The following is a 16,021-nucleotide window of genomic DNA, read 5'->3' as shown; positions in this document are numbered from 1 at the left end:
CCACCGGCCCCCGTCGACTGGAGATCCGTTGAATCACGCCGCCCTCGTCCCCTGGCTCGATCCGGAGACGATCCTGACCTCGTTCGGCCCCTGGGGCGTGCTCGTGGTCTGCCTCATCGTGTTCGCCGAGACCGGACTGCTGATCGGCTTCCTCTTCCCGGGCGACACGCTGCTGATCATCACGGGCCTGCTGGCGCACGAGAACGCGTCGAACGGCGGCCTCGGCGTCCCGATCTGGGTCATCTGCCTGGCCGTCGGGTTCTCGGCCTTCGTCGGCGGCGAGGTCGGCTACCTGATCGGGCACAAGGCCGGCCCGCGCATCTTCGAGCGCAAGGAGTCCGGCTTCTTCAGCATCGAGAACGTGAAGCGAACCAACGCGTTCTTCGAGCGCTTCGGCGGCCTCGCCGTGATCCTCGCGCGCTTCGTGCCGATCGTCCGCACCTTCGCGCCGATCGCGGCCGGCGTGGCCCACATGAACTACCGCAAGTACAGCCTCTACAACCTCATCGGCGCCCTGATCTGGGGCAGCGGGGTCACCCTGATCGGGTGGCTGCTCGCCTTCATCCCGCCGGTCGCCGACTTCGTCTCGCACTACATCGACGTGATCCTGATCGGCGCGGTCGTGCTCGCGCTGGTGCCGACGCTGTTCCACTTCTTCCAGCAGCAGCGCAAGGCGAAGCTCGCCGCCGACCCCGAGACCGACTCGACCGAGTCGGCCGCCTACGTGCTCGACGCCGACACGCTGGACGACAAGCACCCGAAGTCCTGACCTCCGCCTCCGCGAGACGCCACTCCGGCACGCGGCACGCCGACAGGCGTGCACCGGAGTGACATCCCGCGGTGGGAACCCGCCGGGGTCAGAGCCGGGCGGACAGGGCGGCGAGCTCGGCGCGCAGCGCGGTGAAGGCGCGGGCGCGGTGGCTCCGGGCGTTCTTCTGCTCGGGAGCGAGCTCGGCCGCCGTGAGCGCCCCGGCCTCGGGGACGAACACCGGGTCGTAGCCGTGGCCGTTCGCACCGCGAGGAGCCGTCGCGATCGCGCCGTCCCAGCGGCCCTCGACCACCGTCTCCTGTCCGCCCGGGAGCACGGAGTCCGGCACCACGAGGGCGATGGTGCAGCTGAAGTGCGCACCGCGGTGCTCCGCCTTCACGTCGTGCAGCTGCGCCAGGAGGAGCTCGAGGTTGGCTGTCGCGTCGTGCGCGCGTCCCGACCAACGGGCCGAGAAGATGCCCGGCGCGCCGCCGAGGACGTCGACGCAGATCCCGGAGTCGTCCGCGAGCGCCACGAGGCCGGTGTGCGCCGCCGCCGCGCGCGCTTTGATCAGCGCGTTCTCGGCGAAGCTCACGCCGTCCTCGACGGGCTCGGGTCCGTCGTAGGCGCGGACGCCGACTCCGGGGAGCGCGCCGGCCAGCATGGCGCGGAACTCCTCCACCTTGCCCGCGTTGTGCGTGGCGAGGACGAGGTCCAGGCTCACGCTCCGGGCTCCGCGGCGAGCGCTTCGGCCTGGATGCGGGCGAGGTCGGCGGCACCGGCGACCGCGAGGTCGAGCAGGGCGTCGAGCTCGCGGCGGTCGAACGGGGCCCCCTCGGCGGTGCCCTGCACCTCGACGAACAGGCCGCGTCCGGTGACGACGACGTTCATGTCGGTCTCGGCGCGCACGTCCTCGACGTAGGCCAGGTCGAGCATCGGCACGCCGTCGATGATGCCGACGGACACGGCCGAGAGGCTGTCGATCAGCGGCTGCGCCTTCTGCCCCACGTACTTCTTGCCGCGCGCCCACTCGATCGCGTCGGCCATCGCCACGTAGGCGCCGGTGATCGCCGCGGTGCGGGTGCCGCCGTCGGCCTGGAGGACGTCGCAGTCGATGACGAGGGTGTTCTCGCCGAGCGCCTTCGTGTCGACCACCGCGCGCAGGCTCCGGCCGATCAGCCGGGAGATCTCGTGCGTGCGCCCGCCGACCTTCCCCTTGACCGACTCGCGGTCCATGCGGGAGTTGGTGGAGCGGGGCAGCATCGCGTACTCGGCGGTGACCCAGCCCTTGCCCTTGCCCTGCAGCCAGCGCGGCACGCCGTTCGTGAAGGAGGCGGTGCAGAGCACCCTGGTGTTCCCGAACGAGACGAGCGCGGAGCCCTCGGCCTGGGTGCTCCAGCCGCGCTCGATCGTCACGGTGCGCAGCTCGTCGGGCGCCCGCCCGTCCTTGCGCGCGGCCTTCGATGCGGTGCTGTCGGTCACTCGGGTCTCCCTCGATCGTGCGGGAGCGCGGCCCGGTCGAGCTCGCGCAGGTTGATGGTGCCGGTCTCGACGAGGTCGACGCTCGAGACCTCCGGGCCGAGGAAGCGGCGGGCGAGGCGGACGAAGTCGCTCGAGCCCGTCTCCTCCCACCGGTAGGTCGGAGGAGCGGCGGAGGTGCGCTGCAGGCCGTGCGCCACGAGGGTCCGGTAGACGTCGAGCGCGGTCTCCTCGGCGCTCGAGACGAGGCGGACGTCCGGCCCCATCACGTAGGCGATGGCACCGCGCAGCAGCGGGTAGTGCGTGCAGCCGAGGACGAGCGTGTCGACCCCCGCGGCCTTGAGCGGCGCGAGGTACTCCTCCGCCACCGCGAGCAGCTCGTCGCTCCAGGTGACGCCCGCCTCGACGAACTCGACGAAGCGCGGGCAGGCGGCGGTGAACAGCTGCAGGTCGGGCGCGGCGACGAAGGCGTCGTCGTAGGCGCGGGAGCGGATCGTCCCGACCGTGCCGATCACCCCGACGCGGCGGTTGCGGGTGTCGCGGACAGCGCTGCGGACGGCGGGCTGGATGACCTCGATCACCGGGATGCCGCGGCCGAGCGTGTAGCGCTCGCGGGCGTCGCGCATCATCGCGGCCGAGGCGGTGTTGCAGGCGATGACGAGCAGCTTGGCGCCCTGGTCGACCAGCGTGTCGAGGGTGTCGAGGGCGTAGGCGCGGACGTCGGCGAGCGGCTTGGGACCGTAGGGCGAGTGCGCGGTGTCGCCGAGGTAGACGATCGACTCGTTCTGCAGCTGGTCGATCACGGAGCGGGCGACGGTGAGCCCGCCGACCCCGGAGTCGAAGATGCCCAGCGGTGCGTCCGTCACGGAGGAACAGCCTACCCGCGCCCTGCGGCCCGGTCCCGGCCGCACGCCGTTCCCGGGCCCGGCGGCGTGCGCAAGCCCCGGCACCCGCGCCTGGGCGCGCGGGGGCGGCCGTGGAACACTGAGCGGATGGACTCCACGGCCTTCCTCACCGACCGGTACGAGCTCACGATGGTCGAGGGCGCCCTCGGCAGCGGCACCGCCGACCGCCGCTGCATGTTCGAGGTGTTCGCCCGGAGCCTCCCGCCGGGACGCCGCTACGGCGTGCTCGCGGGCACCGGCCGGCTCCTCGAGCTGATCTCGCGGTTCCGCTTCGGCGACGACGAGCTGTCCTGGCTCCGCGGGAACCGCGTCGTCGACTCCCGCACGCTGGACTGGCTCGCCGACTACCGCTTCCGGGGCGACGTCTGGGGCTACCGCGAGGGCGAGGTCTACCTCCCGGGCTCCCCCGTGCTCATCGTCGAGGCGCCCTTCGCCGACGGCGTGCTGCTGGAGACCCTGGTGCTCAGCGTCCTCAACCACGACAGCGCCGTGGCGAGCGCCGCCGCGCGGATGGTCTCGGCCGCCGACGGGCGACCGCTCGCCGAGATGGGCTCGCGCCGCGCCGGTGAGCGGTCCGCCGTCGCCGCGGCTCGCGCCGCCTACATCGCCGGATTCGGCGCCTCCTCGAACCTGGAGGCGGGCCGCAGCTTCGGTGTGCCCACGATGGGCACCTCCGCGCACTCCTTCACGCTCCTCCACGACTCGGAGGAGGAGGCCTTCCGCGCGCAGGTCGCCGCGCTCGGCCCCGGCACGACCCTCCTGGTGGACACCTACGACGTGACGGCCGCCGTCGACCTGGCGGTCCGCGTCGCCGGCACCGGCCTCGGCGCCGTGCGCATCGACTCCGGCGACCTCCCCCAGCAGGTGGCCGCCGTCCGGCAGCAGCTGGACGCGCTCGGCGCGACCGGCACGCGCATCACCGTCACCAACGACCTCGACGAGTACGGGATCGCCGCGCTCGCGGCCTCACCGGTCGACTCCTACGGCGTCGGCACCTCGGTGGCGACGGGCTCGGGCCACCCGACCGCGGGCATGGTCTACAAGCTGGTCGCGCACGAGGACGACGCGGGCGAATGGGTCGCGGTGGCGAAGAAGTCGGTCTCGAAGGCGTCGATCGGCGGGCGGAAGGCCGCCGGCCGTCTGCTCTCCGACGACGGGGTCGCCGAGGCCGAGGTCGTGCACGTGGGCGCCGGCCCCGAGGGCGCCGTCGGCGAGGACGAGCGGGCGCTGCTCGTCCCCCTGATCGAGGACGGGACGATCCGTCCCGAGCACCTCGGCATCGAGGGAGTGGCGGCAGCCCGCGCGCACCACGCGAACGCGGTCCTCGAGCTGCCGATCGACGCGCTCCGGCTCGGCCGCGGCGAGCCCGTCATCCCGACCCGCTACGAGTGAGCGGGGCGGGAGCTCACTTCATCTTCGCGTAGATCTCCTTGCAGGCCGGGCACACCGGGAACTTCTCCGGGTCGCGGCCCGGGAGCCACTTCTTGCCGCAGAGCGCGCGGACCGGCTTGCCGGTGATGGCGCTCTCGAGGATCTTGTCCTTCGGCACGTAGTGGGAGAAGCGCTCGTGGTCGCCCGGCTCGATGGACTCCTGGTTGAGGAGCTCCTCGAGCTCGCGGTCGAGCGTGGCGGTTCCTCCGCCTCCCTCGAGGGGGTCGGTGCTGCTGTTCTGGACGCGCGGAATCATGCCGACGATCCTACGCGCGGAGCCCGGGCCCGCGGCCGTGCGCTCCGGATCGGGCGGCGCTAGTAGCGGCTGGTGAACGCGACCAGCTCGGTCGCGCGGCGCTCGAACAGCCGGCCGCCGAGGAGCACGCCGAGGGCGAAGACGACCACGGCGCTGCCGAAGCCGACGAGCACGGCGTCACCCGCCGCCTCCGGGTCGACGAACAGGGCCCGGACGCCGAGCACCACGGCCGGAGCCGAGAGGAGCAGCCCCAGGCCGAACGCGAGGGACTGCGGACCGGCGCCACTGGCTCCGGGGGCCTGGGGCTGCGTGAACGCGCTGTCGCCCGGGCGCGGAGCCGGATAGGCGAGCCGTGCCGAGACGGCGCTGGCGACGCCGGCGGGGACGAGCAGGAGGCAGGTGTTCACCGCGAGCACGACGGGCAGCGCATCGGGGAGCCCCGAGGTCGCGCTGCTGATCAGCGAGCCGAGCACGACGACCGGCACGCCGAGCAGGAGGGTCGGGAAGGCGCGGCCGAGCCGGTCCGACCAGCCGCGGACGCCCGCGGCCACGTGGAGCCAGAACGCCGATCCGTCGTAGGCGACGTCGTTGTGCAGGAACCAGCCGAGGAACAGCGCGATCAGCGGGACCGGGAGCAGCGAGAGCAGCGGGAAGGGGACGCCGACGACCGCGAGCAGCAGCAGGGCTGCGACCGGCAGCACCGGCACGGCGACGAGCGACGCCTGGTAGCGCGGATCCCGGAGCCAGTAGGTGATGCTGCGCGCCGCGATCGCGCCGGTCCGGGTCGAGCCGAGGACGTCGAACCAGCCCAGCCGGAGGCCGCGCGGCGGCCGGTGCGTGCGCTCGGGGCGCTCCGTCAGCAGGCGGACGACGAGCCACCAGAGCGCGCCCGCCGCGACGAGCGTCGCCAGGGCCAGCAGGAGCGGGCCGAGCGCGTCGCCGGTCCGGGCGGCCGGGGCGATCATCCACGCCGCGCCGAACGGAGTGGCCCCCATCGCCGCGCCCCAGCGCTCGAGCACCGGGGTGTCCCCCGTGTCGACCAGCGCGGCGGCGCCGAGGGCTGCGGGACCGCCCAGCATCAGCACCAGGCCGAGGACGGCCAGCAGCTCGCGGGCGGTCCGGGAGGGGACGAGGGCGGCGGAGGCGGCGAGGCCGATCCGCGCGAACAGCGAGGCCGTCGCCACCGCGAGGAGCGGGCCGACCACGGCGAAGGCGCCTGCGCCCGGGACGAGCGGCGCGCACGCGAGCCCGACCACCAGCAGGGCGAGCGTGGGGACCGAGACGAGGCCGGCCAGGGCGAGCGCCCCGGCGAGGCGGAGCGGCGGAAGGCCGAAGAGGCGGAACGCGCGCGGATCCATCGGGTCGAGCGGGCCGAGCAGGAAGGGCAGCACCAGGAAGCCGACGGAGACGAGTCCGCCGGCGGTCACGAGAGCGCCCGCCGCCGCGTCCGAGGAGCGCAGAGCGCCGATCGCCCCGATCAGCAGGGCCGTCACCGCGACGACCACGAGCACGCCCAGGACGGCGCCGGCCGAGCGCGCGGGCCCGGAGCGGAACGCGCCCAGGAGGACGTCGATCCTCAGCCGGAGAAGTCGTGCAGCCACTGCAGCCCCTCGGCGATCTGCTTGCCGCCCGCGAGCTCGAGGAAGCGCTCCTCCAGCGTCGCGGTGCCGGCGACCTCCGCGACCGTCCCGGAGGCGAGCACGCGCCCGCCGACGATCACGGCCACGTCGTCGCAGACGCGCTCGATGAAGTCGAGCCCGTGGCTGGAGAGGACGACGGTGCCCCCGCCCTCGACGAAGCGGCGCAGCACGGTGATCACGGCGGCCGAGGAGACCGGGTCCACCGACTCGAACGGCTCGTCGAGGACCAGCACGCGCGGGGCGTGGATCATCGCCGCCGCGAGGGCGACCTTCTTCGCCATCCCCGCGGAGTAGTCCGAGATCAGGCGCTCCAGCGCGTCGGAGAGGCCGAGCGCCTCGGCCAGCTCGACCGTGCGCTGCTTCGCCGTGGCGAGGTCGATGCCGCGCAGCGCGGCGGAGTAGGCGAGGAACTGGGCGCCGGTGAGCCGGTCGAACAGCCGGAGGCGGTCGGGCAGGACCCCGATCAGCGGCTTCGCGGCCGACGGGTCCTTCCAGACGTCGACGCCGTGCACGAGGACGCGGCCGGTGTCGGGTCGAAGAAGGCCCGTCATCATCGAGAGCGTGGTGGTCTTGCCCGCGCCGTTCGGGCCGATGATCCCGTAGAAGGTCCCCGCGCGGACGGCCAGGTCGATGCGGTCGACCGCCACCGTCCTCCCGAAGGTCCGGGTCAGCTGGTGCAGCTCGAAGACGACGGGCGAGGCGCCGTCCGGATCCGCGGCACCCTCAGCGGGCTCGGCGTTCGTCACGGACGTCATCCGGCTACGGTACCAACTCGCCCGCGGGCCCCCGGCGCCCGCGCCGACACCCGGCGACACGGCGAGAGGTCAACCACCCTGGCCCCGGGGGGCGTGAACTGTACACTAGGTCTCTACCCGAGGAGTCGACCAGATCGAGACGCAGCGGTTAATTCGAGGAGAACACACGATGATGCACACAGGTTCGACGAGCAGCAGCCCTGCCACCGTCGTCATCCTCGCCGCAGGGATGGGCAGCCGGCTCGGCCGCTCCCTCCCCAAGCCGCTCACGCCGCTCAGCGACGGGCGCACGATCATGCAGCAGCAGTTCGACAACATCCACCACGCCTTCGGCACGAAGGTCCCGGTGAGCATCGTCGTCGGCTACAAGCTCGAGCACATCATCGAGGCCTTCCCCTCGGCGACGTTCGTCTACAACGAGCAGTACGACCAGACCAACACCTCCAAGAGCCTCCTCCGCGCGCTGCAGGCGAGCGGGCAGGGCGGCGTGCTGTGGATGAACGGCGACGTCGTCTTCGACCCGCGCATCCTCGACCGGGCGGCCGCGCTGATCGCGAAGGACGTCTCCTTCGTCACCGTCAACACCTCGAAGGTGTCGGACGAGGAGGTCAAGTACACGACGAGCGCCGAGGGCTTCATCCAGGAGCTCTCCAAGACGGTGCGCGGCGGCCTCGGCGAGGCGGTCGGGATCAACTACGTGTCCGCCTCCGACAAGGCCGCGCTGGTGCGCCAGCTCGCCCGGGTCGACGCCCAGGACTACTTCGAGCGTGGCATAGAGTTGGCGATCGAGCAGGACCGCCTGCTCGTCGAGCCGATGGACATCTCCGACCTCTACGCCGTCGAGGTGGACTTCGCCGAGGACCTCGAGCGCGCGAACCTCTTCGTCTGACGCTCCCGGCTCCTCCCCCGGCTCGAGCGGAGCCGACGGGAGGAGTCGCGCAGTGAGCACGGCCGACACCCTCGCGACCGAGACGGCCCTGCGCCACCGGCGCTCCCGGGCCTGGCGCTACCGCCACTCCCTCTGGCTGCTCACCAGGCGCGACCTCACCGTCCGGTACGCCACGAGCGCGCTCGGCTACGTCTGGTCGGTTCTCGACCCGCTCGTGATGTCGGGCATCTACTTCTTCGTCTTCACCGTCGTCTTCCAGCGGACCGTCGGCGAGGACCCGTACATCGTCTTCCTGCTCGCAGGCCTGCTGCCGTGGATGTGGTTCAACCAGGCGACCTCCGACGCGACCCGCGCGTTCCTCCGCGAGGCGAAGCTGGTGCGGTCGACGTCGATCCCGCGGACCATCTGGGTCGGGCGGATCGTGCTCTCGAAGGGCATCGAGTTCGTGGCGAGCCTGCCGGTGCTGGTGCTCTTCGCCGTGATCGCCGGCGCGCACCTGACCTGGGCGGCGCTGCTGTTCCCCGTGGCGATCCTGCTGCAGGCGGTGCTCACGCTCGGCGTGGGTCTGCTGGTGGCCCCGCTCGTGGTGTTCTTCCGAGATCTGGAGCGGGCCGTGAAGCTCGTGCTCCGGTTCCTCTTCTACGCGTCGCCGATCATCTACTCCACGGCCAACCTGCCGGAGCAGATCCGGCCGCTCGCGGCGCTCAACCCGCTCAGCGGGATCTTCGCCCTTTACCGCTCCGCGTTCTTCGAGAGCGAGCTCGACGTCCCGCTCATCCTCGCCTCCGCGGGCATCTCGGTGCTCGTGCTGGCGCTGGGCCTCGTCGTCTTCCGCCGCTCCGAGCGCGCGGTGCTGAAGGAGCTGTGATGGCCGACGCCCCGGTGGTCATCGAGTGCCGCGGCCTCGGGATCCGCTTCCGCCGCAACCGGCGGGGCCGCCGCTCCTTCAAGGACCTCTTCGCCGGCCGCTCCCGCCGCTCGCGGCCCGGCGAGTTCTGGGTGCTCCGCGGGCTCGACGTGCAGGTGCGGGCGGGCGAGGCCATCGGTGTCGTCGGCCGGAACGGTCAGGGCAAGTCGACGCTGCTCAAGCTCGTCGCCGGCGTCGTGCTGCCGGACGAGGGCGCGGTGGAGGTGCGCGGTGGCGTCGCTCCGCTCATCGAGATCACCGGCGGCTTCGTGGCCGACCTGAGCGTCCGCGAGAACGTCTACCTGACCGCGGGTCTCCACGGGATGTCCAAGCGCGAGGTCGACGCGCGCTTCGACTCGATCATCGAGTTCGCCGAGATCGGCGACTTCCTCGACACCCCCTACAAGCACCTCTCGAGCGGGATGAAGGTGCGGATCGCCTTCTCCGTCGTGTCGCGGCTCGAGGAGCCGATCATCCTGGTGGACGAGGTGCTCGCGGTCGGCGACAGGGCGTTCCGCGAGAAGTGCTACGCGCGGATCGAGGAGCTGCTCGCCTCCGGCCGCACCCTCTTCTTCGTCTCGCACAACGAGCGCTACCTCCGCCGCTTCTGCACGCGCGGCCTCTACCTGGACAAGGGCCGCCTGGTGCTGGACGCGCCGATCGAGGAGGTGCTCGCGCGTTACGCTGAGGACTACGCGCCGACACCGCGGAGCAGCACGGCGCCGGCCGAGGGCCCGCCCGTCCAGGGCACCGTCTCCGACGACTGACCCCTCCCGCACGCGGCGCCCGAGGACGCAGGAGTGCACGACATGGCCCAGAAGGACCGCAAGCGCGAGCGCGCCGTGGAGAGGGCCGGCGAGGTGGAGCAGGCCGACGGCTCCGAGAACGCGCAGCTGGCGAAGCTGCTCGACCGGCTCCTCGCGGTGCAGCGCCCGGCCGTGCTGGCGAACATCCGCCTGCTGCGGCGCCGGCGTCCCGGGGCGACTCCGGAGCAGATCATCACGTCGCTCGAGCGGCAGTACCTCTCGAGCGTGGCCGCGGGAGGCGCGGCGATCGGGGCGACCGCCGTCGTCCCCGGCATCGGCACGGCCGCCTCGGTGGCTCTCTCCGGCGCGGGAGCGGCGGGGTTCCTGGAGGCGAGCGCGCTCTTCGCGCAGTCGGTGACGGAGGTGCACGGGATCCCGCTCGAGGACCCGGACCGCGCGCGGGCCCTCGTGCTCACGCTGATGATGGGCTCCTCCGGCAGCGAGATGGTGCGCCAGGTGGCCGGGCAGGCCGTCGGCGGGGGCAGCGGCCTCAACCAGTACTGGGGCTCCGTGGTCACGAAGGGCCTGCCGTCCTTCCTCGTGGGCGAGCTGGCGGACCGCGCGAAGAAGTCCTTCGCCAAGCACTTCCTCGCCCAGCAGGGCGCGGGCCTGGTCGGCCGGGCGATGCCGTTCGGGATCGGAGCGGCACTGGGCGGCGTCGGCAACGCGATGCTCGGCCGCAAGGTGATCCAGAGCGCGCGCGACGCGTTCGGGCCGGCACCGCAGGCGTTCGGCAACACCCTCGTGCTCGAGCCGACCCGTGCCGAGCGGAAGGCGCTGGCCGCCGCGCCGGCCGAGCCGCTGGCGCTGTTCGTCCGCGACTACGGCGGAACGGGCGAGCGGACGGCGCTCCTCCTCCACGGCCTCGGCTCCGACTCCCGGATCTGGTACGCCCTGGTCCCGACGCTGCACGAGCACGGCTACCGCGTGGTGGCCCCCGATCTCGCCGGTCACGGCGGCTCGCCGGCATCGCCCGTGTACTCGCCGGAGCACTGGGCGTCGGACGTCCGCGCCTCGGTGCTGCAGACCCCCGACCTTGTCATCGGCCACGGCCTCGGCGCCGTCGTCGCCACCCGGCTCGCCCCCGAGTACGGCGCCGCCCGGCTCGTCCTGCTCGACCCCGCGTTCTCGGACGCCCGAGGACTGACGAGCGCGCTCCACCGCGGCGGCTCGGTCGCGCACGTCGAGAAGGGCGACGCAGACTCCCTCCGCCACCGCCACCCGATCTGGACGGACGAGCAGATCGAGCTCGACGTGTCGGCCCACGCGCTCTGGGAGCAGGACTCCGCCGGCGGGCTGACGGCACGGGGTGCGGCCGAGGCCCCCGAGACGTTCCCCGTGCCGACGCTCGCCGTGATGCCTGAGGACCCGCTGGGCCACGGCTCGCTGAGCGGCGTCCTCGCCGGCCGCGGCGTCGAGGTGCGGACCGTGCCGGGGGGCGGGGCCTCGATCCTCCGTGAGGACCGCGCGGCGCTGATCGCGGCGCTGGAGGACCGGATCTAGCTCAGACCATCCTGCTCGGCGCGGGCCGAGCGCCGTGGTCCGGAGCCGTCGGAGGCGTTCGGTCAGCGTTCCCGAGGCCGGCGCCCGGGCCCGACGAGCGGCATCCCGAGCACGGTGCGGAGGAGTCCGCCTCCGTCGCGGTCCTCGGCGATCACACGGAGGCCGGTCTTCTCGGCGACGCGCCTCGAGGCTGCGTTGGCCGGGTGCACGAGCGCCACGAGTCGTCCCGCGAGGCGGTGGGCGAGCGCGAGGTCGCGGCAGGCCGCAGCCGCCTCGGTGGCGTAGCCGCGGCCGTGCAGCCCGGCCCGCACGTGGTAGCCGACCTCGAGCTCGATCCCGCCGTCGACGCGCTGCCAGGTCAACCCGCAGTCGCCGACGAACTCGCCGTCGAGGGTCTCGACGATCCACAGACCGAAGCCGTGCTCGCGGTAGTTCCGCCGGTTCCACTCGATCCAGGCGGCCGCCTGCTCGCGGTCCTTCGGCGCGGGGTAGTACCGCATCACGACCGGGTCGCCGAGAAGATCCGCCATCTCGGGAAGGTCCTCGGCGGTCATCTCGCGGAAGCGCAGCCGGGCGGTGGCGGCGGGGATCATCGGGTCGGGCTGCTCGGCCTGCGACTGCGGAGACGGCGACCGGGACCGTCGTCGAGCGCTCGATCCATCCGGCCGCCGCCCCCGGCCCTACTTTTCCGCCTTGGCAGCGGCCTTCGCGGCCTGCTTGGTGGCGCGGACCTTCGTCAGCGACTCCGGCGAGACGATGTCGGCGACCGAGCGGAAGGCGCCCTCCTCTCCGTAGGCGCCCGCGGCCGCGCGCCAGCCCTCCCCCGAGAATCCGCGCTGCTTGCCGAGCAGGGCGAGGTAGATCCGCGCCTTCTGCTCGCCGAAGCCGGGCAGCGCCTTCAGACGCGCGAGGACCGTGCGGCCGTCGGGCTCGTCCCGCGTCCAGACGGCCGCGGCGTCGCCGTCCCAGTCGTCGACCAGAGCGCGGCAGAGGACCTGCACGCGCCCCGCCATGCTCGCCGGGTAGCGGTGGATCGCGGGCGGAGTCCGGCAGAGCTCCGAGAACGCGTCCTCGTCGAAGCCCGCGATCGACGCGGCGTCGAACGAGGCGCCCTCCGCCTCGAGGCGCTCCTCGATCTTGCGGGGCCCGGAGAAGGCCGTCTCCATCGCGACCTGCTGGTCGAGGAGCATCCCGATCAGCAGCGCCAGCGGGTCGCGGCTGAGCAGCGCGTCGGCGTCGGGATCGTCGGTGATGTGCAGGGCGGAGTCGCGGGTCATCCTCCAGGGATACCACGGACGGCCCCGGCGGCGAGCGCGCGGACGGTCCGGTCGACGAGGTCCAGCGCCGCAGCGAGCTCGAGGTCGCCGACATGGCCGTAGCCGAGGACCAGCGCCTCGGTCGCGGCCCGTCCCGACAGGGCGTACTCGTGCAGAGTGGCGACGAGCAGTCCCTCCCGGAGCAGCGCGGCCGCGACGGCGTGCGCGTCCAGAGGCGCGGGCAGGGAGAGGACGACGTGCAGACCCCCGTCGAGTCCGCTCGCGCGCCCCCACGGTACCGACTCCCCGAATGCGTGGACCAGCTCGCGGCGGTGGGCGTAGCGCCGTCTCGAGCGCGTGAGATGCCTCCGGAACGCCCCGCTCGCCATGAACTGCGCGAGCGCCGCCTGCGTCGGACCCGAGGCGGAGGCGTCCTTCTCGTCGTCGACGCCGGTCAGCGCCCCGCGGAGCCAGGACGCCCGCGGAACGGCCAGGTAGGCGATGCGGAGCCACGGCGAGACGGTCTTCGAGAACGACCCGACATGGGCGACTCCGCCGCCGGAGTCGAGCGAGGCGAGCGCGGGCAGCGGGGCGCCGACGTAGCGGAACTCGCTGTCGTAGTCGTCCTCCACCACGAGCAGGGGGCCGGCCGACGCGCGGCGCACCAGCTCCAGGCGCTCGGCGAGGGCGAGCCTGCCGCCGGTCGGGTACTGGTGCGACGGAGTGACGACGACCACGTCCGCGCCGGAGCTCGCGAGAGCGTCGAGGTCGATGCCGTCGCCGCACACAGGGACGCCGACGACCTCGTGCCCGTCGGCGCGCAGGCGGCGCCGGACGGCCGGGTAGCCGGGGTCCTCGACGGCCACGCGCACCTCGCGTCCGAGCGAGGCCGAGGCGGCGCGGGCCAGGAGCGCGACGGCGCCCGCGGTGCCGCCGGTCACCACTACGTACGACGCCTGCACGTCGACGCCGCGGGACCGGCGCAGCTGCTCGGCGATCTGCTCCCGCAGGGCCGGGTCCCCGGAACCCCGAGGAGGCGCCGAGGGCGGCGAGACGAGCGCCAGGCGCCAGGCGGCCCGCCACTCCGGGGTGTCGAGGGCGCGGGTGTCCGGCCTGCCGGGCCGCAGGTCCGCCGCGGCGGGCGGGACGACGGTCTCCCCGGACTCCGGCCGCGGCTCCTGCGGCGCCGGCGCCAGCAGTCCGTCGGAGGCGACCGTCACCGCCGCGCGCGGGTGGGCGACGAGGTAGCCCTCCCCCACCAGCTGGTCCACCGCGGCGACGACGGAGCCCCGCGAGACGCCGAGCCGCTCGGCGAGCACGCGGCTCGACGGGATCGGATCGCCCGCCCGGTAGCGCCCGTCCAGCACCGCCTGGCGCAGCGCCTCGGCGAGCCCGGCGCGGACCGAGCCGCGCGGCGACGGCCCGAGGAGGAGCGGGATCTCCAGATCGCCCGACGCCATCGACCGCTCCGCTCTGGACCACTCCGATCGCGGCCCAGTGGCATCCTGGCAGATCCAGTCGGCGCGGGACGATTCCGACATGGACAGCCTCCCCGTCACCGACCGCACCCGCGTCTCCCGTCTCCGCGACCGCCAGCGCACCGATCCCGCCGAGCTGCACGCCCTGCTCGACGAGGCGCTCGTCGCCCACGTCGCCGTCGTGCGGGACGGCGCCGCGATCGTGCTGCCGATCCTCTTCGCCCGCGACGGCGACTCCCTCCTGCTGCACGGGTCGAGCGGCGGAGGACTGCTGCGGGAGGCGGCGCGGCACTCGCTCCTCACCGCCTCGGTCACGCTGGTCGACGGACTGGTCGTCGCCCGCTCCACCTTCGACAGCTCGATGAACTACCGCTCGGCGATGGTGATCGGCCGGGCCGAGGCGCTGGAGGGCGAGGAGAAGGCGCGGGCCCTCGATCTGCTGGTGGCACGTCTCCTCCCGGGGCGCGACGAGGAGGTGCGAGCGAGCTCCGCCCGCGAGATCGCGGCCACGCTGGTGCTGCGCCTCCCCCTGGCCGAGGCGAGCCTGAAGGTGCGCGCGCACGGAGCCGGCGACGAGCCGGAGGCCGGGGTCTGGGCGGGCGTCGTGCCGCTGGTCACCCGCACGCTCGCGCCGGTGCCGGCGGAGGAGGGCGTCGCGGTCCCGGAGTCGGTCCGCCGCTTCAGCGCTGCGGTCGACGGCGCGGTGCCGCCCTGGCGATGAGCGGACCGGCCGTCGCGGTGCGGTCCGCTACTTGGCGTCCTGACGGGGGAAGACGACCTTCTGCACGACGATGATCACCGAGGCCGCGACCGGGATCGCGACCAGGGCGCCGAGCACGCCCGCGATGGTGCCGCCCGCCACCGCCGCGATCACGACGACCGCACCGGGGACCGAGACGGCCTTGTTCATGATGCGGGGGCTGAGGAGGTACGCCTCGACCTGCATGTAGACGAGGTAGTAGATCGCAGCGACCAGCGCGGTCAGCGGCGAGGCCAGGAGGCAGGCGAGCGAGATGATCACGGCGCCCGAGAGCGTGCCGACCAGCGGGATCAGGGAGCCGAGGAACGCGACGCAGGCCAGCAGCGCCGGCACCGGGGCGCCGATCGAGAGCAGCAGGATGAACGTGAGCACGCCGTTCACGCCGGCGAGCGAGACCTGGCCGACCACGTAGCGGCCCACGGCGCCGGTGATCTCGTCGCCGACCTCGTGCGCCTTCGCGCGGTGCGAGGCGGGGGCGAAGCGGTAGGCGACGGCCTTCATCGAGCGCAGCGACGCGAGGAAGTACAGCGTCAGGATCAGCACGATGACGGCGCCGGTCACGCCGCTGGCGATCCCGGTCCCGACCGCGATCAGTCCGCCGCCGAGCGAGAGCAGGTTGTTGGGGTTGCCGATGAAGCTCTGGACGCTCTCGATCAGCTCGTCGATGTCGATCACGCCGCGCAGCTGCTGCTCGAGGTCGAGCACCCACTGCTGCGAGGCGATGTCGGTGACGATCTGCGGGGCGCTCGTGACGAACATCGTCAGCTGCTCGACCAGGATCGGGATGATGTAGACCAGCAGGCCGGCGAAGATCAGCACCACCGCGGCGAAGACCGCCGTGATCGCGAGCGGCCTCGGCAGGCGCTTGCTCTCGAGCCAGGAGACCAGCGGATCGAGGCCGAGCGCGAAGAACAGCGCCACGAAGATGTAGGTCAGCACCGTGCCCAGCTGCACGACGAGGCCGCCCAGGACGAGCGCCACCAGCACGCCGAGCGCGCCGAACAGGCCGATGCGGAAGGAGCGGATCGTGAAGACCGGCTTCTCCGGGTCGGCGGAGACCACGATGTCCGGCTCGACCGCGGGCTGGGCGGGTGCCGACCGGCGCCGGCGGGAGCGGGCGAAGGCGCGCGGGGTCATCATGGGACGAGCGTAGCGGGGCACCGGGAGGCCGCCCGGCGACCGGCCCACCCTTGACGCGGCCGTTCGAG

At 73.3% G+C, this 16,021-nt stretch carries 17 protein-coding genes; 7 read left to right on the top strand and 10 right to left on the bottom strand.

Annotated elements, in window-relative coordinates; all coding sequences use genetic code 11:
• Positions 1-28: 28 nt before the first annotated feature.
• Positions 29-769: a DedA family protein gene (locus C5C99_RS04510; RefSeq protein WP_104223563.1), complete on the top strand. Its 741-nt coding sequence runs from the start codon at positions 29-31 to the stop codon at positions 767-769.
• 88 nt (positions 770-857) lie between these two features.
• Here C5C99_RS04510 and rdgB read toward each other — a convergent pair whose 3' ends face one another.
• The 3 genes from rdgB to murI are packed head-to-tail and all read right to left on the bottom strand — an operon-like array spanning position 858 to position 3,093.
• Positions 858-1,472: an RdgB/HAM1 family non-canonical purine NTP pyrophosphatase gene (rdgB, locus tag C5C99_RS04505; protein WP_104223564.1), complete on the bottom strand. Its 615-nt coding sequence runs from the start codon at positions 1,470-1,472 to the stop codon at positions 858-860.
• Complete coding sequence (gene rph / locus C5C99_RS04500) at positions 1,469-2,230, bottom strand: ribonuclease PH (protein ID WP_104223565.1); 762 nt, start codon at positions 2,228-2,230, stop codon at positions 1,469-1,471. Before rph ends, rdgB begins: the two co-directional genes overlap by 4 nt.
• Positions 2,227-3,093 carry a glutamate racemase gene (murI, locus tag C5C99_RS04495; protein WP_104223566.1) on the bottom strand — a complete coding sequence of 289 codons (867 nt, stop codon included), beginning with the start codon at positions 3,091-3,093 and terminating at the stop codon, positions 2,227-2,229. Before murI ends, rph begins: the two co-directional genes overlap by 4 nt.
• Before the next feature lie 126 nt (positions 3,094-3,219).
• On the opposite strand from murI, the gene C5C99_RS04490 reads away from it, so the two are divergent.
• Positions 3,220-4,524, top strand: a complete 1,305-nt coding sequence (locus C5C99_RS04490) for a nicotinate phosphoribosyltransferase (RefSeq protein WP_104261189.1) — start codon at positions 3,220-3,222, stop codon at positions 4,522-4,524.
• A 13-nt stretch (positions 4,525-4,537) separates the two neighbouring features.
• On the opposite strand, the gene C5C99_RS04485 is transcribed toward C5C99_RS04490, so the two are convergent.
• From C5C99_RS04485 to C5C99_RS04475, 3 genes are read right to left on the bottom strand one after another with little or no spacing between them, the layout of a single operon-like run.
• On the bottom strand, positions 4,538-4,819 hold the full coding sequence (locus tag C5C99_RS04485) for a DUF3039 domain-containing protein (RefSeq protein WP_104223568.1): 282 nt from the start codon (positions 4,817-4,819) through the stop codon (positions 4,538-4,540).
• A 59-nt stretch (positions 4,820-4,878) separates the two neighbouring features.
• A complete protein-coding gene (locus C5C99_RS04480; protein ID WP_104247836.1) occupies positions 4,879-6,420 on the bottom strand; it encodes an ABC transporter permease in 1,542 nt (513 codons plus the stop codon).
• A complete protein-coding gene (locus C5C99_RS04475) occupies positions 6,396-7,214 on the bottom strand; it encodes an ABC transporter ATP-binding protein (RefSeq protein ID WP_104223570.1) in 819 nt (272 codons plus the stop codon). Before C5C99_RS04475 ends, C5C99_RS04480 begins: the two co-directional genes overlap by 25 nt.
• Before the next feature lie 172 nt (positions 7,215-7,386).
• Here C5C99_RS04475 and C5C99_RS04470 point away from each other — a divergent pair, with 172 nt between their 5' ends.
• From C5C99_RS04470 to C5C99_RS04455, 4 genes are read left to right on the top strand one after another with little or no spacing between them, the layout of a single operon-like run.
• Positions 7,387-8,103: an NTP transferase domain-containing protein gene (locus tag C5C99_RS04470; protein WP_104226983.1), complete on the top strand. Its 717-nt coding sequence runs from the start codon at positions 7,387-7,389 to the stop codon at positions 8,101-8,103.
• A gap of 52 nt (positions 8,104-8,155) precedes the next feature.
• On the top strand, positions 8,156-8,971 hold the full coding sequence (locus C5C99_RS04465) for an ABC transporter permease (protein WP_374953048.1): 816 nt from the start codon (positions 8,156-8,158) through the stop codon (positions 8,969-8,971).
• Positions 8,971-9,777, top strand: a complete 807-nt coding sequence (locus tag C5C99_RS04460) for an ABC transporter ATP-binding protein (protein WP_104339664.1) — start codon at positions 8,971-8,973, stop codon at positions 9,775-9,777. Before C5C99_RS04465 ends, C5C99_RS04460 begins: the two co-directional genes overlap by 1 nt.
• Positions 9,778-9,819: 42 nt before the next feature.
• A complete protein-coding gene (locus tag C5C99_RS04455; protein WP_104339663.1) occupies positions 9,820-11,319 on the top strand; it encodes an alpha/beta fold hydrolase in 1,500 nt (499 codons plus the stop codon).
• A gap of 62 nt (positions 11,320-11,381) precedes the next feature.
• On the opposite strand, the gene C5C99_RS04450 is transcribed toward C5C99_RS04455, so the two are convergent.
• The 3 genes from C5C99_RS04450 to C5C99_RS04440 form a co-directional block, all read right to left on the bottom strand.
• Positions 11,382-11,912 (bottom strand): GNAT family N-acetyltransferase, encoded by a 531-nt coding sequence (locus C5C99_RS04450; protein ID WP_104339662.1) that lies wholly within the window; start codon positions 11,910-11,912, stop codon positions 11,382-11,384.
• 87 nt (positions 11,913-11,999) lie between these two features.
• The gene (locus C5C99_RS04445; protein WP_104339661.1) at positions 12,000-12,596 is read right to left on the bottom strand and encodes an HhH-GPD-type base excision DNA repair protein; all 597 of its coding nucleotides are present in this window, start codon (positions 12,594-12,596) and stop codon (positions 12,000-12,002) included.
• Positions 12,593-14,035, bottom strand: a complete 1,443-nt coding sequence (locus tag C5C99_RS04440) for a PLP-dependent aminotransferase family protein (protein ID WP_181074537.1) — start codon at positions 14,033-14,035, stop codon at positions 12,593-12,595. Before C5C99_RS04440 ends, C5C99_RS04445 begins: the two co-directional genes overlap by 4 nt.
• A gap of 79 nt (positions 14,036-14,114) precedes the next feature.
• Here C5C99_RS04440 and C5C99_RS04435 point away from each other — a divergent pair, with 79 nt between their 5' ends.
• A complete protein-coding gene (locus C5C99_RS04435) occupies positions 14,115-14,774 on the top strand; it encodes a pyridoxamine 5'-phosphate oxidase family protein (RefSeq protein WP_104338269.1) in 660 nt (219 codons plus the stop codon).
• A 27-nt stretch (positions 14,775-14,801) separates the two neighbouring features.
• Here the strand turns inward: C5C99_RS04435 and C5C99_RS04430 are convergent, their stop codons facing one another.
• On the bottom strand, positions 14,802-15,953 hold the full coding sequence (locus C5C99_RS04430; RefSeq protein WP_244229611.1) for an AI-2E family transporter: 1,152 nt from the start codon (positions 15,951-15,953) through the stop codon (positions 14,802-14,804).
• Positions 15,954-16,021: the final 68 nt, after the last annotated feature.

This window comes from Rathayibacter sp. AY1C4 (assembly GCF_002932195.1).
In the GTDB taxonomy this organism is placed as follows: Bacteria; Actinomycetota; Actinomycetes; order Actinomycetales; family Microbacteriaceae; genus Rathayibacter.
This window is presented reverse-complemented; position numbering and strand designations above follow the sequence as displayed.

Coding starts and splice junctions, on each gene's coding strand:
- C5C99_RS04455 (WP_104339663.1), top strand. CDS start 9,820: ATGGCCCAGAAGGACCGCAAGCGCGAGCGCGCCGTGGAGAGGGCCGGC.
- C5C99_RS04450 (WP_104339662.1), bottom strand. CDS start 11,912: ATGATCCCCGCCGCCACCGCCCGGCTGCGCTTCCGCGAGATGACCGCC.
- C5C99_RS04475 (WP_104223570.1), bottom strand. CDS start 7,214: ATGACGTCCGTGACGAACGCCGAGCCCGCTGAGGGTGCCGCGGATCCG.
- C5C99_RS04485 (WP_104223568.1), bottom strand. CDS start 4,819: ATGATTCCGCGCGTCCAGAACAGCAGCACCGACCCCCTCGAGGGAGGC.
- C5C99_RS04470 (WP_104226983.1), top strand. CDS start 7,387: ATGCACACAGGTTCGACGAGCAGCAGCCCTGCCACCGTCGTCATCCTC.
- C5C99_RS04490 (WP_104261189.1), top strand. CDS start 3,220: ATGGACTCCACGGCCTTCCTCACCGACCGGTACGAGCTCACGATGGTC.
- C5C99_RS04435 (WP_104338269.1), top strand. CDS start 14,115: ATGGACAGCCTCCCCGTCACCGACCGCACCCGCGTCTCCCGTCTCCGC.
- C5C99_RS04460 (WP_104339664.1), top strand. CDS start 8,971: ATGGCCGACGCCCCGGTGGTCATCGAGTGCCGCGGCCTCGGGATCCGC.
- C5C99_RS04430 (WP_244229611.1), bottom strand. CDS start 15,953: ATGATGACCCCGCGCGCCTTCGCCCGCTCCCGCCGGCGCCGGTCGGCA.
- C5C99_RS04445 (WP_104339661.1), bottom strand. CDS start 12,596: ATGACCCGCGACTCCGCCCTGCACATCACCGACGATCCCGACGCCGAC.
- C5C99_RS04440 (WP_181074537.1), bottom strand. CDS start 14,035: ATGGCGTCGGGCGATCTGGAGATCCCGCTCCTCCTCGGGCCGTCGCCG.